Source organism: Streptomyces paludis (assembly GCF_003344965.1).
Lineage (GTDB): Bacteria > Actinomycetota > Actinomycetes > Streptomycetales > Streptomycetaceae > Streptomyces > Streptomyces paludis.
On record NZ_CP031194.1, the window covers coordinates 4,973,828 to 4,987,397 of the forward strand.

General features: G+C 70.9%; 12 protein-coding genes. 10 read left to right on the forward strand and 2 right to left on the reverse strand.

The features are described 5' to 3' along the window. Positions 1–135: 135 nt before the first annotated feature. Positions 136–480 (reverse strand): hypothetical protein, encoded by a 345-nt coding sequence (locus DVK44_RS22060; RefSeq protein WP_114661217.1) that lies wholly within the window; start codon positions 478–480, stop codon positions 136–138. 349 nt (positions 481–829) lie between these two features. Between DVK44_RS22060 and DVK44_RS37685 the strand changes: the two genes are divergently transcribed. The 9 genes from DVK44_RS37685 to DVK44_RS22105 all read left to right on the forward strand — a co-directional run bounded on the left by DVK44_RS37685 (position 830) and on the right by DVK44_RS22105 (position 11,459). Beyond that, on the forward strand, positions 830–2,098 hold the full coding sequence (locus DVK44_RS37685) for an AfsR/SARP family transcriptional regulator (RefSeq protein WP_162794010.1): 1,269 nt from the start codon (positions 830–832) through the stop codon (positions 2,096–2,098). Between the two features lie 109 nt (positions 2,099–2,207). Continuing rightward, positions 2,208–3,518, forward strand: a complete 1,311-nt coding sequence (locus DVK44_RS22070) for an amidohydrolase (protein ID WP_114665351.1) — start codon at positions 2,208–2,210, stop codon at positions 3,516–3,518. 136 nt (positions 3,519–3,654) lie between these two features. Next, complete coding sequence (locus DVK44_RS22075) at positions 3,655–4,716, forward strand: BMP family lipoprotein (RefSeq protein ID WP_114661219.1); 1,062 nt, start codon at positions 3,655–3,657, stop codon at positions 4,714–4,716. 190 nt (positions 4,717–4,906) lie between these two features. Further along, the gene (locus tag DVK44_RS22080) at positions 4,907–6,499 is read left to right on the forward strand and encodes an ABC transporter ATP-binding protein (protein WP_228447318.1); all 1,593 of its coding nucleotides are present in this window, start codon (positions 4,907–4,909) and stop codon (positions 6,497–6,499) included. Then, on the forward strand, positions 6,499–7,692 hold the full coding sequence (locus DVK44_RS22085; protein ID WP_114661220.1) for an ABC transporter permease: 1,194 nt from the start codon (positions 6,499–6,501) through the stop codon (positions 7,690–7,692). Before DVK44_RS22080 ends, DVK44_RS22085 begins: the two co-directional genes overlap by 1 nt. Beyond that, positions 7,689–8,969 (forward strand): ABC transporter permease, encoded by a 1,281-nt coding sequence (locus DVK44_RS22090; protein WP_114661221.1) that lies wholly within the window; start codon positions 7,689–7,691, stop codon positions 8,967–8,969. Before DVK44_RS22085 ends, DVK44_RS22090 begins: the two co-directional genes overlap by 4 nt. Beyond that, the gene (locus tag DVK44_RS22095; RefSeq protein WP_114661222.1) at positions 8,966–9,385 is read left to right on the forward strand and encodes a cytidine deaminase; all 420 of its coding nucleotides are present in this window, start codon (positions 8,966–8,968) and stop codon (positions 9,383–9,385) included. The genes DVK44_RS22090 and DVK44_RS22095 overlap by 4 nt, the downstream gene beginning before the upstream one ends. Positions 9,386–9,492: 107 nt before the next feature. Continuing rightward, positions 9,493–10,770, forward strand: coding sequence for a thymidine phosphorylase (locus DVK44_RS22100; protein WP_114661223.1), 1,278 nt, complete (start codon positions 9,493–9,495; stop codon positions 10,768–10,770). A 116-nt stretch (positions 10,771–10,886) separates the two neighbouring features. Then, positions 10,887–11,459 (forward strand): Uma2 family endonuclease, encoded by a 573-nt coding sequence (locus DVK44_RS22105; RefSeq protein WP_114661224.1) that lies wholly within the window; start codon positions 10,887–10,889, stop codon positions 11,457–11,459. Here DVK44_RS22105 and DVK44_RS22110 read toward each other — a convergent pair. After that, the gene (locus DVK44_RS22110) at positions 11,452–12,105 is read right to left on the reverse strand and encodes an HAD family hydrolase (protein ID WP_114661225.1); all 654 of its coding nucleotides are present in this window, start codon (positions 12,103–12,105) and stop codon (positions 11,452–11,454) included. The two genes, DVK44_RS22105 and DVK44_RS22110, sit on opposite strands and share 8 nt — an antisense overlap. Before the next feature lie 173 nt (positions 12,106–12,278). Between DVK44_RS22110 and DVK44_RS22115 the strand changes: the two genes are divergently transcribed. After that, positions 12,279–12,617, forward strand: a complete 339-nt coding sequence (locus DVK44_RS22115; protein WP_114661226.1) for an STAS domain-containing protein — start codon at positions 12,279–12,281, stop codon at positions 12,615–12,617. Positions 12,618–13,570 lie beyond the last annotated feature (953 nt).

Sequence of the window (13,570 nt, forward strand, 5' to 3'; positions counted from 1 at the left end):
TCGTGGTACGCCGCGCCGTCCTTGCGCAGTGTTACGTCCGGTGGACCGCCCACTCGGCGGTGGCCTCCATCCACCAGTTGACCGAGCCGAACCGGTCGCTGCCGAGGGCGTCGATGAAGTCCTGGGCGATGTCGTTCAGACCCCATCGCGCGGTACAGGAAGGCGGCGGACTCCATCGCGTGAAGCATCCGGGAGACGGCGACGGGCCGCCCGACGGAGCCGAAGACGGCGGGAACTCCTGGGCGGCCACTTGACCGAGAGGGCCGACAGGAACGTCAGACAGCGCTCGGGATCCTCGACCGGGCCGGTCGCGCGCAGCCGGGCGGGCACCGTGGCAGGGGAGTTGAGCGCCCTCATCCCGTAACGCGCCGTGTCGTCGACGGAGAGCCGGCCGCTCCGGTACTCCTTGACGATCTTCTCGTTCGGCCCGAAGGAGAGGGTCTTCGCCGTGACGGGGACCTTGCTCGGGCCGGACGGCACCGCCCGGTACTTCCGCGCCCGCGGAGGCGGCTCATCGGCCGGGGCGGTGGCCGCTGAACCGGCACCGCCGGGCGCGGTGATTTCCCGCCGCTCGGCCCCACCCCCGTGAGGGCCGACCGGCGGAGTCCGGGAAGGCCACCCGTTCGCACGGGTTGTGGCGGACGCTAGCCGCCCGCGGTTAACGAATGGCTGACGGCCGGACGAGCCGGGCGATCAACCGGAACGGCGCGCGCGGGCGTCCGGATTTGTAGACTGCGCTGACCCGTTGGGAGCACGCGTGTCCTTGTCCCGAAGTCCCGTTGAATTCAGCCTGCTTGGCCCCGTCTCGGCCACCCGCCAAGGCGTCCGTGTGGAGCTGGGGGCGCCCAAGCAGCGCGCCGTGCTGGCCGCTCTTCTGCTGCGGCCCGGCCAAGTGGTGTCGGTCGACGAACTGATCGACCAGGTGTGGGGCGAGTCGCCGCCGGACGCCGCCCGCAAGGCGGTCCAGGTCTATGTGTCCCGGCTGCGCCGCGCCCTGCCCGAGGCGCCGCCGCGCGGGCAGCTGCCCGGGTATGTGATCGACGTACGGCCGGACCAGGTCGATCTGCACCGCTTCCGGGCGTTCGTCGCCGCGAGCCGGGGGCGCGCGGGCGCCGACGCCGACGAGCTGCTGCGCCGGGCCGGGGACGAGTGGGCGGCGGCCACCCCGCTGGCCGGGCTCGGGGACATACCGCTCGTCCGCGTCCAGGGGCCCCCGCTCCTGGAGGAGCGGCTTTCGGTCACCCGGCGGCTCATCGAGGCGAAGCTCGACATGGGCCGGCACGCGGAGGTGATCGGGGAGCTGCTCACCGTGACCGGAGAGCATCCGCACCGGGAGGATCTGCACGGGCTGCTGATGCTCGCGCTGCACCGGGCGGGCCGTACCCGCGAGGCGATCGACACGTACGAGGCGGTACGCCGCCGGACCCGGCGCGAGCTGGGCGCGGAACCGGGCAGCGCGTTGCGGGAGCTGTGCGGGCGGATCCTGCGCACCCCGGCGCCGGGAACGGGATCCGGCCGTACGGAGGCGGGACGTACGGAATCCGGCCGTACGGAAGCGGACCGTACGGAAGGCGGCCGTACGGCCCGGCTGAGCGCCGGCGCAGCCGGTGAGGAGGTGGAACGGATCGACGACTTCGTCCTGGTCGGCCGGCGGCTCCGGGCCGTCGCGGCCGAGGCCCGGGAGATCCTCGCCATGCACCCATCCCCGCGCCGCGTGCCTGTGGAGGACCTGGACGACTATCTGCTGATGCTGGGGGAGAGGGACACCCACTGGCGGACGATCGTCGACCGCGGCTCCCTGGCCGATCCGGCCGGCGTCCATTACTGCGCGCGGCTCCACCGGGCCGGCGACCGGCACCGCGTCACCGACAGCCCCGCGCAGCAGCTCGTCATCATCGACCGGGCCGTCGCCTTCGTCCCCACGGTGCCCCGGGCGCACCGGGTCGGCGCGTTCGTCATCCGCCAGCCCGGGATCGTGGCCACGCTCGTGGATCTCTACGAGCAGACCTGGGACCGGGCGGTCGATCTCGACCGCCTGGTCGACATCGACGAGGTGACCGCCGGGGCAGGAAACGGCCGGTATACCCACAGCGAATGATCGCCATGCACGGCCGCAGCGGATTTCTTCCCCTGAGCGGCTGAAATTTTGTTGATCCATGCTTGGTTGATCACTGAAGGGGCCTACTCTTCAACAGGTGAGCCAGCTGATGTCCCGTGAGTCCACCACCGCCCGCTCCAGCGAGGAGGCGTCCGCCGAGACGTCCGCCGCCGCCGCGCTTCCCGGCGCCCTGCCGGACGAGCTGCGCGCCGAGCTGATCGCCTTCCGCCGGGATCTGCACATGCATCCCGAGCTGGGCAATCAGGAGTTCCGTACGACCGCCGCGATCAAGAGCCGGCTGGAGCGCGCCGGGCTCGCGCCGCGCGTGCTGGACACCGGTACGGGCCTGATCTGCGACATCGGCATCCGGGACGGCGTACGGGACACCGGACGGGACGGCGTACGCGACAGCGCACACAACGGCGTACGCGAAGGCGCGCGCCCCATGCTCGCGCTCCGCGCCGACATCGACGCCCTGCCCATCCCCGACACCAAGACGGGCGTGCCCTACCGCTCCACCGTGCCCGACCGGGCGCACGCCTGCGGGCATGACGTGCACACCACCGCCGTCCTCGGCGCCGGGCTCGTCCTGGCCGAGCTGGACCGGCAGGGGCTGCTGCCCCACCCCGTACGGCTGCTCTTCCAGCCCGCCGAGGAGGTCCTGCCCGGCGGCGCCGCCGACGCCATCGCGTCCGGTGCGCTGGACGGTGTGGGCTCCATCATCGCCGTGCACTGCGACCCGCGCGTCGACGCCGGGAGCATCGGGCTGCGCCCCGGGCCGATCACCTCCGCCTGCGACCGGCTGGAGATCACCCTCGACGGCCCCGGCGGCCACACCGCCCGGCCGCATCTGACCACCGACCTGGTCACCGCCGCCGCCAAGGTCGCCACCGAGGTCCCCGCGCTGCTCGCCCGCCGGGTCGACGCGCGCTCGGGCCTGGCCGTCACCTGGGGCCGGATCGCGGCCGGCCACGCCTGCAACGTCATCCCGCAGCACGCCGAGCTGTCCGGCACCGTCCGCTGCCTCGACCTGCCCGCCTGGCGCGACGCGCCCGACCTGGTGCACGCCGCCATCGACGAGATCGCGACGCTGTACGGGGCGAAGACCGTGATCGACTACGTCCGGGGTGTGCCGCCGGTCGTCAACGACCCCGTCGTCACGGAGCTGCTGCGCGCCGCGCAGACCGCCCGCCGCGGATCGTACGCAATCGAGGACACCGAGCAGAGCCTCGGCGGGGAGGACTTCTCCTGGTACCTGGAGCGGGTCCCGGGGGCGATGGCGCGCCTCGGTGTGCGGCGGCCCGGCAGCCAGGATCGGTATGACCTGCATCGCGGAGATTTCGACGTCGACGAGCTGGCGATCACGGCCGGTGTGGAGCTTTTCACCGCCGCCGCGTTGATCGACGGCAACCGGTTGTAATCGGCCATGACATCTTCCGTTCGCGACGATCCGATAACGGCTGTCGTACGGGTCTTTACCTGACATCTACGCGCGTTACGATCGCCGCGAAACCAGCGCCGGAAGAGGCGCTTCGGTCAGGTTGAAGGAGCCCCTCTTGCGTCGTACCACCAGGATCGCCACGCTCTGTATCGCCTCGGCGGTGGCGCTGACCGCCACGGCGTGCGGCAAGACGTCGTCCTCGTCCTCCTCCGGCGACAGCAGCTCCGCGGGCACCAAGGAGGCCGCCGCCGCCATCGCGTACGACGTCGGCGGCCGGGGCGACCAGTCCTTCAACGACGCCGCCTACGCGGGTCTGTCGAAGGCCGAGTCGGACCTCAAGGTCAAGGGTGTCGACTCGGAGCCCTCCGACGGTGAGTCGGACGCCGACAAGGTGCAGCGGCTGACCGAGCTGGCCCGCGCAGGCAACAACCCGGTCATCGGTGTCGGCTTCGCCTACGCGCCGGCCATCGACAAGGTCGCCAAGAAGTTCCCGAAGACGACCTTCGGGATCATCGACGACGCCTCGGTGACCGCCGCGAACATCGCCAACATGGTCTTCAACGAGGAGCAGGGCTCCTACCTCGCGGGCGTCGCCGCCGCGAAGACCACCAAGACCGCCACGGTCGGCTTCATCGGCGGTGTCGAGACCCCGCTGATCAAGAAGTTCCAGGCCGGCTTCGAGCAGGGCGTCAAGGACACCGACCCCAAGGTCAAGGTCCTCTCCCAGTACCTGACCCAGCCGCCGAACTTCGACGGCTTCTCCAAGCCCGACCTGGGCAAGGCCGCCGCGCAGGGCCAGCTCGACAAGAAGGCCGACGTCATCTACGCCGCCGCCGGTCTGGCCGGTTCCGGCTCGATCGAGGCCGTGTCGAAGGCCGGCAAGTGGAACATCGGCGTCGACTCCGACCAGTACAACCAGAAGGGCCTGGCCGACTACAAGGACTCGATCCTCACCTCGGTCACCAAGGACGTCGCGGACGCCGTCTACAACCTGATCAAGTCCGTCCAGGACGGCAAGCCCGAGTCCGGTGAGATCCGCTACGGCCTGGACAAGGACGGCGTCGGCCTGGCCGACTCCAACCCGGCGTACACCAAGATGACCGACGTGGTCGCCGCGGTGGAGAAGGCCAAGAAGGAAATCATCGACGGCAAGATCACCGTCAAGACCACGCCGTAACCGGAGGGGCCGCGCGCCAGGTCCTCCCACTGTCGGCCGATCGCCGGACGGGCTCCACCGCCCGTCCGGCGATTTCCGGCATACCGTGACGACACACCGACGTGCTCTCCCACACCGCCTTCACCGTCTCCACTCCTTTCCCCGCCAAGGAGAGTGCGTCATCAACGCGTCCAGCAGTCCTCCCGAAGCCGTGGGGTCTCCCGCGGCCGCTCCCGCCGACTCCGGCCCCGCCGCCGTCGAGCTGCGCGGCATCACCAAGCGCTTCCCCGGTGTCGTCGCCAACCACGACATCGACATCACCGTCCGCAAGGGCACCGTCCACGCCCTGGTGGGCGAGAACGGCGCCGGCAAGTCGACCCTGATGAAGATCCTCTACGGCATGCAGAAGCCGGACGAGGGCACCATCACCATCGACGGCACCCCGGCCGCCTTCGCCACCCCCGGCGACGCCATCGCGCGCGGCATCGGCATGGTGCACCAGCACTTCATGCTCGCCGACAACTTCACCGTGCTGGAGAACGTCGTCCTCGGCGGCGAGAAGCTCTACGGCATCGGCGCCAAGGCCCGCAAGAAGATCCAGGAGATCTCCGACGCGTACGGTCTCGGGGTCCGCCCCGACGCGCTCGTCGAGGACCTCGGGGTCGCCGACCGCCAGCGCGTCGAGATCCTCAAGGTCCTCTACCGCGGCGCCCGCATCCTGATCCTCGACGAGCCCACCGCCGTCCTCGTGCCGCAGGAGGTCGAGGCGCTCTTCGACAACCTCCGCGAGCTGAAGGCCGAGGGCCTCACGGTCATCTTCATCTCCCACAAGCTGGGCGAGGTGCTGTCCGTCGCCGACGACATCACCGTCATCCGCCGCGGTACGACCGTGGGCACCGCCGACCCCGCGAACACCACCACCAAGCAGCTCGCCGAGCTGATGGTCGGCAGCGAGCTGCCCTCGCCCGAGACCCGCGAGTCGACGGTCACCGACATCCCCACGCTCACCGTGGACGGACTGCGGCTCACCGCCACCGACCCCGACGGCGCCGTACGCGAGGTGCTCGACTCCATCACCTTCACCATCCACCGCGGTGAGGTGCTCGGTATCGCCGGGGTCGAGGGCAACGGCCAGACCGAGCTGATCGAGGCGCTGATGGGGATGCGCGACCCCGACGGCGGCACCATCACCCTCGACTCCGCCGACATCTCCCACGCGCCCACCCGCAAGCGGCGCGAGGACGGCATCGGCTACATCCCCGAGGACCGGCACCGGCACGGCCTGCTGCTGGAGTCCTCCCTCTGGGAGAACCGCATCCTCGGCCATGTCACCGAGGCGCCCAACAGCCGCCGCGGACTGCTCGACCCGCGCGCCGCCCGCGCCGACACCGTACGGATCGTGCGCGAGTACGACGTCCGTACCCCCGGCATCGAGGTCACCGCGGCCTCGCTGTCCGGCGGCAACCAGCAGAAGCTGATCGTCGGCCGCGAGATGAGCCACGCCCCCAAGCTGCTCATCGCCGCGCACCCGACCCGCGGTGTGGACGTCGGCGCGCAGGCGCAGATCTGGGACCAGATCCGCGAGGCGCGCCGCGAGGGCCTCGCCGTCCTGCTGATCTCCGCCGACCTGGACGAGCTGATCGGGCTCTCCGACACCCTGCGGGTCATGTACCGCGGCCGGCTCGTCGCCGACGCGGACCCCGCCACCATCACCCCGGAGGAGCTGGGCTCGGCCATGACCGGCGCCGCCACCGGTCACCTTGAGGCCGCCGACGCGGCCGAAACGGCGGAGGACGAAGCCTGATGAAGAAGTTCGACAAGGACAGGCTGATCCTGGGGGTCGCCGGTCCGGCGCTCGCCATGGTCGTCGCCTTCGCCCTCACCACGGTGGTGCTGCTGGCCTCGGGCAAGGACCCGTTCCGGCTCTACCAGCTGATGTCCGACTCCGCGCAGTACGTCGACATCCAGGTCCTGATCATCAACCAGGCCGGCACGTACTACCTGGCCGCCCTCGCGGTCGCCGTCGGCTTCCGGATGAACCTCTTCAACATCGGCGTCGACGGCCAGTACCGGCTCGCCGCCATGATGGCCGCCCTCGTCGGCGCCAACGTCAACCTCCCCGGACCGCTCCACATCGCGCTGATCGTCATCGTCGCGATGCTGGTCGGCGCGTTCTGGGCGGGCATCGCGGGCATCCTGAAGACGACGCGCGGAGTGAGCGAGGTCGTCGCGACGATCATGCTCAACGCCATCGCCACCAGCCTGATCGCCTGGCTCATCCAGCCGACGAACCTCGGCGTCCAGCCGGCCGGGTCCAACAACCTGACCACCGGCATGATCCCGGAGTCCGGCTGGTTCCCCGGTCTCTCCCTCGGCGCCGAGGCCGGTCACATCTACGGCTTCACCTTCGTCGCCGTCGCCTGCGGAATCGTCTACTGGTTCGTCCTCGGCCGTACCCGCTTCGGCTTCGACCTGCGCGCCACCGGCGCCAGCGAGAGCGCCGCGCAGGCGTCCGGCGTCGACGCCAAGAAGATGACCCTGACCGCCATGCTGATCTCCGGCGGCGTCGCCGGGCTCGTCGGCATGCCGACCCTGCTCGGCGACTCCCACACGTACAGCCTGGACTTCCCGGCCGGTATCGGCTTCGTCGGCATCACCATCGCGCTGCTCGGCCGGAACAACCCGGTGGGCATGCTCTTCAGCGCGCTGCTGATCGCCTTCCTGGACAAGACCTCCGCCTCCCTCGACCAGTTCGGGTACGAGAAGGAGATCGCCACGATCATGCAGGGCCTGATCGTGATCGCGGTCGTCGTCAGCTACGAACTCGTCCGCCGTTACGGGCTCCGCCGCCAGCAGCAGAAGGTCGGCGAGGAACTCGCCGCCGGCGGCGCCCTCACCACCGAGGCCCACCCCGACCCCACGTCCGGCGACGGCTCCGGTGACGACTCCGGCTCCGGCCCGTCCGACAAGACCGAGAAGGAGGGGTCCGCGCTGTGAGTACGCGTACGAACACGAGCACCGTCTCTGCCACGAGCACGGCTCCCAAGAAGACCGGCGGCGGACGCCCCGCGCTCACCCTGCCCGTCATCCTGCTGATCGTCGCGGGCGGACTGGCCCTCGTCTCGCTCGTCCGGCTGATCAGCGGCGCCGAGGACATCACCTCCGTCGGCCAGGTCGCCGGCGCCCTCGAACTCGCCATCCCGATCGGCCTCGCCGGACTCGGCGGCCTGTGGGCCGAGCGTGCGGGCGTCGTCAACATCGGCCTCGAAGGCATGATGGTCCTCGGCACCTGGTTCGGCGCCTGGGCCGGCTTCCAGTGGGGCCCCTGGACCGGCGTCCTCGTCGGTATCCTCGGCGGCTGCCTCGGCGGACTGCTGCACGCCGTCATCACCGTCACCTTCGGCGTGAACCACATCGTCTCCGGTGTGGCCATCAACATCCTCGCCGTCGGCGCCACCCGCTACCTCTCCAAGTACGCGTTCGACGGCGTCGAGGGCGGCTCCACCAAGCAGTCCCCGCGGATCGGCTCCATCACCGAGATCACCGTCCCGGGGCTCGCCGACTGGATGGCCACCCTCCAGGGGAAACACTGGTTCCTGATCTCCGACATCGCGGGCATCATCGGCGGCCTGGTCACCAACCTGTCGCTGCTCACCCTGTTCGCGCTGCTGCTGATCCCCGCCACCTGGTGGATCCTGTGGCGCACCGCGTTCGGACTGCGGCTGCGCTCCTGCGGTGAGAACCCGGTCGCCGCCGAATCCCTCGGCGTCAACGTCTACAAGTACAAGTACATCGCCGTCGCCGTCTCCGGCGGGCTCGCCGGACTCGGCGGCGCCTTCCTCGCCATCGTCTCCACCGGCATCTACCAGGAGGGCCAGACCGGCGGGCGCGGCTATATCGGCCTCGCCGCGATGATCTTCGGCAACTGGATGCCGGGCGGCATGGCACTGGGCGCCGGGCTCTTCGGCTTCACCGACAGCCTCAAGCTGCGCGGCGGCGCCGAGAACGTCCACGCCATGCTGCTGCTGCTCGCGATCCTGCTGGTCCTCGCCGTAGCCTGGCAGCTCTACAAGAAGAAGTACGTCCCCGCCGCCGTCTCGGCGGCCGTCTCGGTGCTGCTCTTCGTCTGGTACGGGCTGACCGACCAGGTGCCGAGCCAGTTCGTCGACGCCGCGCCGTACGTCACGACGCTGCTGGTCCTCGCGCTCTCGGCGCAACGGCTGCGGATGCCGAAGGCGGACGGGATGCCGTACCGAAGAGGGCAGGGCAAATGACCGCGACCGCCGTGGACACCGGGACCGCCGACTGGGACGCCCTGCGGGCCGCCGCCCGCGACGCCATGTCCCGTGCGTACGCCCCGTACTCGAAGTACCCGGTCGGCGTGGCCGCCCTGGTCGACGACGGGCGTACGGTCACCGGCTGCAACGTCGAGAACGCCTCGTACGGCATCGGGCTGTGCGCCGAGTGCGGCCTGATCTCCGCCCTCCAGCTCGGCGGCGGCGGCCGGCTCACCCACTTCACCTGCGTCGACGGCGCGGGCGAGGTGCTGGTGCCGTGCGGACGCTGCCGGCAGCTGCTGTACGAGTTCGGCGGGCCTGAGCTGATCCTGGAGACCCCGGACGGCTTCCGCACACTGGACGAGATGCTCCCGCAGGCATTCGGCCCGGGACACCTGGAAGCCCGCCACTGAGCCCGGTCCCGGGGAGAGCCGCGATCCGGCTCCCCCGGGGCCGCTGTAATGATCCGGCTCCCCCGGGGCCGCCGCAATACCGAACCAATCCACGCGTAAGGACCACCATGGACGTCATCTCCGTCATCCGCACGAAGCGCGACCGGGGCGAGCTGAGCCCGGAGCAGATCGACTGGGTGATCGACGCCTACACGCGCGGCGAGGTCGCCGACGAGCAGATGTCGGCGCTCGCGATGGCCATCCTGCTCAACGGCATGAACCGCACCGAGATCGCCCGCTGGACCGCCGCCATGATCGCCTCCGGCGAGCGCATGGACTTCTCCGCGCTGTCGCGCCCCACGGCCGACAAGCACTCCACCGGTGGCGTCGGCGACAAGATCACCCTGCCGCTGGCCCCGCTGGTCGCCGCGTGCGGCGCCGCCGTACCGCAGCTCAGCGGCCGGGGGCTCGGCCACACCGGCGGCACGCTCGACAAGCTGGAGTCCATCCCCGGCTGGCGGGCGCTGCTCTCCAACGAGGAGATGCTGCACGTCCTCGACACCACCGGCGCGGTCATCTGCGCGGCGGGCGACGGACTGGCCCCGGCCGACAAGAAGCTGTACGCGCTGCGCGATGTCACGGGCACGGTCGAGGCGATCCCGCTGATCGCCTCCTCGATCATGTCCAAGAAGATCGCCGAGGGTACGGGCTCGCTGGTCCTGGACGTCAAGGTCGGCACCGGCGCGTTCATGAAGACCATCGAGGACGCCCGCGAACTCGCCGCCACCATGGTCGGCCTCGGCACCGACCACGGCGTGAAGACCGTCGCGCTCCTCACCGACATGGCCACCCCGCTCGGCCTGACCGCCGGCAACGCCCTTGAGGTCCGCGAGTCCGTCGAGGTCCTCGCGGGCGGCGGCCCGGCCGACGTCGTCGAACTCACCCTGGCCCTCGCCCGCGAGATGCTCGACGCGGCGGGCCTGCCCGACGCCGACCCGGCGAAGGCGCTGGCCGACGGCTCGGCGATGGACGTCTGGCGCCGCATGATCGCGGCCCAGGGCGGCGACCCGGACGCGGCCCTCCCGGTCGCCCGCGAACGCCAGACCATCACGGCCCCCGCCTCCGGCGTCCTCACCCGCCTCGACGCATACGGAGTCGGCGTCGCCGCCTGGCGCCTGGGCGCGGGCCGCGCCCGCAAGGAGGACCCGGTCCAGGCCGGCGCCGGCATCGAAATCCACGCCAAGCCCGGCGACCGGGTCACCGAGGGCCAGCCCCTGCTGACCCTGCACACGGACACCCCGGAGAAGTTCGCCTACGCCACCGAGGCGCTGGAGGGCACGTACGACATCGGCGCGGCGGGCACGGCGTACGAGGCGACCCCGGTGGTGCGGGAACGTATCGCCTGACGCGGGCCGGCGGGGGTCTGACCTGCGGGGATACCCATTCGGGTGAACGGGATCGGTGGACGGCCACCGGTCCCGTTCGGCATGCTGGGATCGGTGACACAACGAAGGAGACCGCCATGAGCGCACTCACCGCCGACCGGGACTGGGCCCGGCTTGTCCATGCCTGGGAGGAGACGCATCCGCCCGAGGGCTGCAAGGTGGAGATCGTTGACGGGGTCATCACCGTGTCACTGCCACCCTCCTGGGACAACAACGTCACAGCCTCCCGGCTTGTGCGCCGGCTCTGCTTCGTGATCCCGGAGGACTGGGCGATCTTTCAGTGGCAGGAAGCGGTCGTACCGGGCCGCAAGGGCCTCTACATGCCTGATGTGATGGTGGTGGCGCAGGAGCACAAACCGGCGCCGGGAGACCTCTTCCCCGCGAGCAGGGCGAAGTTCATCGCGGAGATAACCTCACCGGGGTACGCCCACCACGACCGCGTAGCCAAAGCACATGGCTATGCCCATGCCGGCGTACCGCTCTATCTGTTGCTCGACCCCTGCGCGTCGGATGCTCCGACAGCCACGCTCTACGGCGACCCCGAGGGCGGCACGTACCGCGTGCTCGAAGCGGTTGCGTACGGGGGCAAGATCACCCTCCCCGCCCCCTTCGACCTGGCGATCGACACGGCCGAGTTCCCTGTCAGCTGACCGCGCGCGCAGCGCTCAGCAGCCCCGGCAGCTCCCGCATGTCCTCGAAGACCACCGTGCCCGGCCCGGCCAGCCGGTGCGCGGCGGTCAGGCCGCCCGCGTAGCCGAACGACCGCATGCCCGCCGCGCGCGCCGCCGTCACGCCGTACGGGCTGTCCTCCACCACCGCGCAGCGCGCCGGATCCACGCCCAGCGTGCGGGCCGCGTGGAGGAAGAGGTCGGGCGCGGGCTTGCCCAGGGCGACGTCTGCGGCGCTGAAGATACGGGCCTCCGCGAAGTGGTGGCGCAGGCCGGCGGTGGCCAGATTGCGCCGGATGTTCGCGTGGCCGCCGTTGGAGGCGAGACAGAAGGGCAGGCCGAGCGCTTCGAGCGTTCCGATCGCGTCCGCCACGCCGTCGATCGCGGTCAGTTCGGTGGCGAGGGCCTCCTCGTAGAGGTGGTCGTACGCCTTGTACCACTCCGGCGCGAGGGGCCGCCCGAGCCGTTCCTCGATGAACGCGTCCCGGATGGCGAAGGACGAGCCGACGAAGGTGGAGATGACCTCCTCCTCGGTGAAGTCACATCCCAGGTCGGCCATCACCCGCACGTCGATCTTCACGCAGATGCGCTCGCTGTCGACGAGGACACCGTCGCAGTCGAAGATCACCAGCTCAACGGGTCCAGCGGGTCCGGCGGGTCCGTCAGGTTCGGCGGGTCCGTCAGGGTCGGCAGGTCCGGCGGGTTCGGCAGGCTCATGCGTCATGGTCATGTTCAGCAGCGTACGGGCCGGTCCGTGCGCGGCTGCGATGAGTTTTGGCAGTGTGAGCGGTCTCCTACCCCGTGGATGTCACGGAACCGATCCTTCTCGCCATCGCCGGCCGCGTCACGCCCGCCGAGGTGCCGACGCTCTCCGGCCAACTGGAAACAGCGCTGCGCGCCGCACTCCCGACGGCCGGAGGCCGGGGAGAGGTGATCTGCGACGTGGGCGGCCTCGTCCAACCGGGCCTGGCGGCGGTCGACGTGCTGGCCCGGCTGCGACTGGCGGCCCGCAGGCAGGGGTGTGGGTTCCAACTGCGGGGGGTGGGGCGGGAGCTGCGGCTGCTGCTGGAGTTGGTAGGACTGGCGGAACTGGGCGACCCGCGCGACACGGCCCAGGCCGACGACGGCGCGGACCACTGAGCCCCGACGAGCCCCGACGGCCGCGGATCGGGCGGCGCCCACGCTTGACACCTGCTGGGAGGGGTTGTCGGGTGCGGGTCAGAGCGACGCTGAGTGGGGTGGGTCGGTGGCGGAGGTTGTGGGTGTGGGGCCGCCCCTCCAGCTTTGAGTGTCGCGCTTCCGGGCCGGGTGTAAAGGGCGCTCCTTCGTCGCGTCGGCTGCGCCGATTGCGCTGCGCTTCACCCTTGACACCCGTCCCTCCAGCGCAAGTGCGGGTGTGGGAGGGGCGGCCGGGGGGAAGGGGGGCCCAGGAGGTGGCGCCGTTCTGCCACTCGGCTCAGGGGCTGGCAGGCGGGTGGGCCCTGCGGGGCTGCGCGACAGAGGAATGGGGTGACTCGGCACCGGCTCAGCGGCTGACGGTCCGCTGTTTGCTGAGACTCAAGCCCCGCTGGTCACTGTCGCGCTGTGGTGCCCGGAAGGCGGACGGCTTCTGCTGCCCGGCTGGGTCCGCGGGCCGGACACCCTGCCCGCATGCCCCACATGGGATGGTTTGGCGGCCTGTTGGAGGTTTCCTCGGGCGGCACATGTGTCCTCAGGTGCGTTAGCGGCACTCCGGGACGCATGGACGGCCTTCAGGGGCCCACTTGGCGCCACCCGCGTCCCAGTAATCCCACAACCCACACAACGGTGACCAGCGGGGCTTGTGTCTCAGCAAACAGCGGACGGTCGGACGCTGAGCCGGTGTGGGACCGCCCCATTCCTCTGCCGCGCAGCCCCGCAGGGCCCACCGGGCCGCCAGCCCCTGAGCCGAGTGGCAGTGCGGCGCCACCCCTTCGGGCCCCCTCCCCCCGGCCGCCCCCCCCTCATCCGCACTTGCGACTCCGGGGGAGGTGTCAAGGGCGGAGCGCAGCGGAGTCGGCGCAGCCGACGCGACGAAGGAGCGCCCTTTACTCCTCCACCGGAGGCGCGACACT

Bases quoted from the DNA above. Each gene is read 5' to 3' on its own strand.
- DVK44_RS22070 (WP_114665351.1), top strand. From the start codon at position 2,208: ATGTCCCGTGAGTCCACCACCGCCCGCTCCAGCGAGGAGGCGTCCGCC.
- DVK44_RS22085 (WP_114661220.1), top strand. From the start codon at position 6,499: ATGAAGAAGTTCGACAAGGACAGGCTGATCCTGGGGGTCGCCGGTCCG.
- DVK44_RS22095 (WP_114661222.1), top strand. From the start codon at position 8,966: ATGACCGCGACCGCCGTGGACACCGGGACCGCCGACTGGGACGCCCTG.
- DVK44_RS22100 (WP_114661223.1), top strand. From the start codon at position 9,493: ATGGACGTCATCTCCGTCATCCGCACGAAGCGCGACCGGGGCGAGCTG.
- DVK44_RS22105 (WP_114661224.1), top strand. From the start codon at position 10,887: ATGAGCGCACTCACCGCCGACCGGGACTGGGCCCGGCTTGTCCATGCC.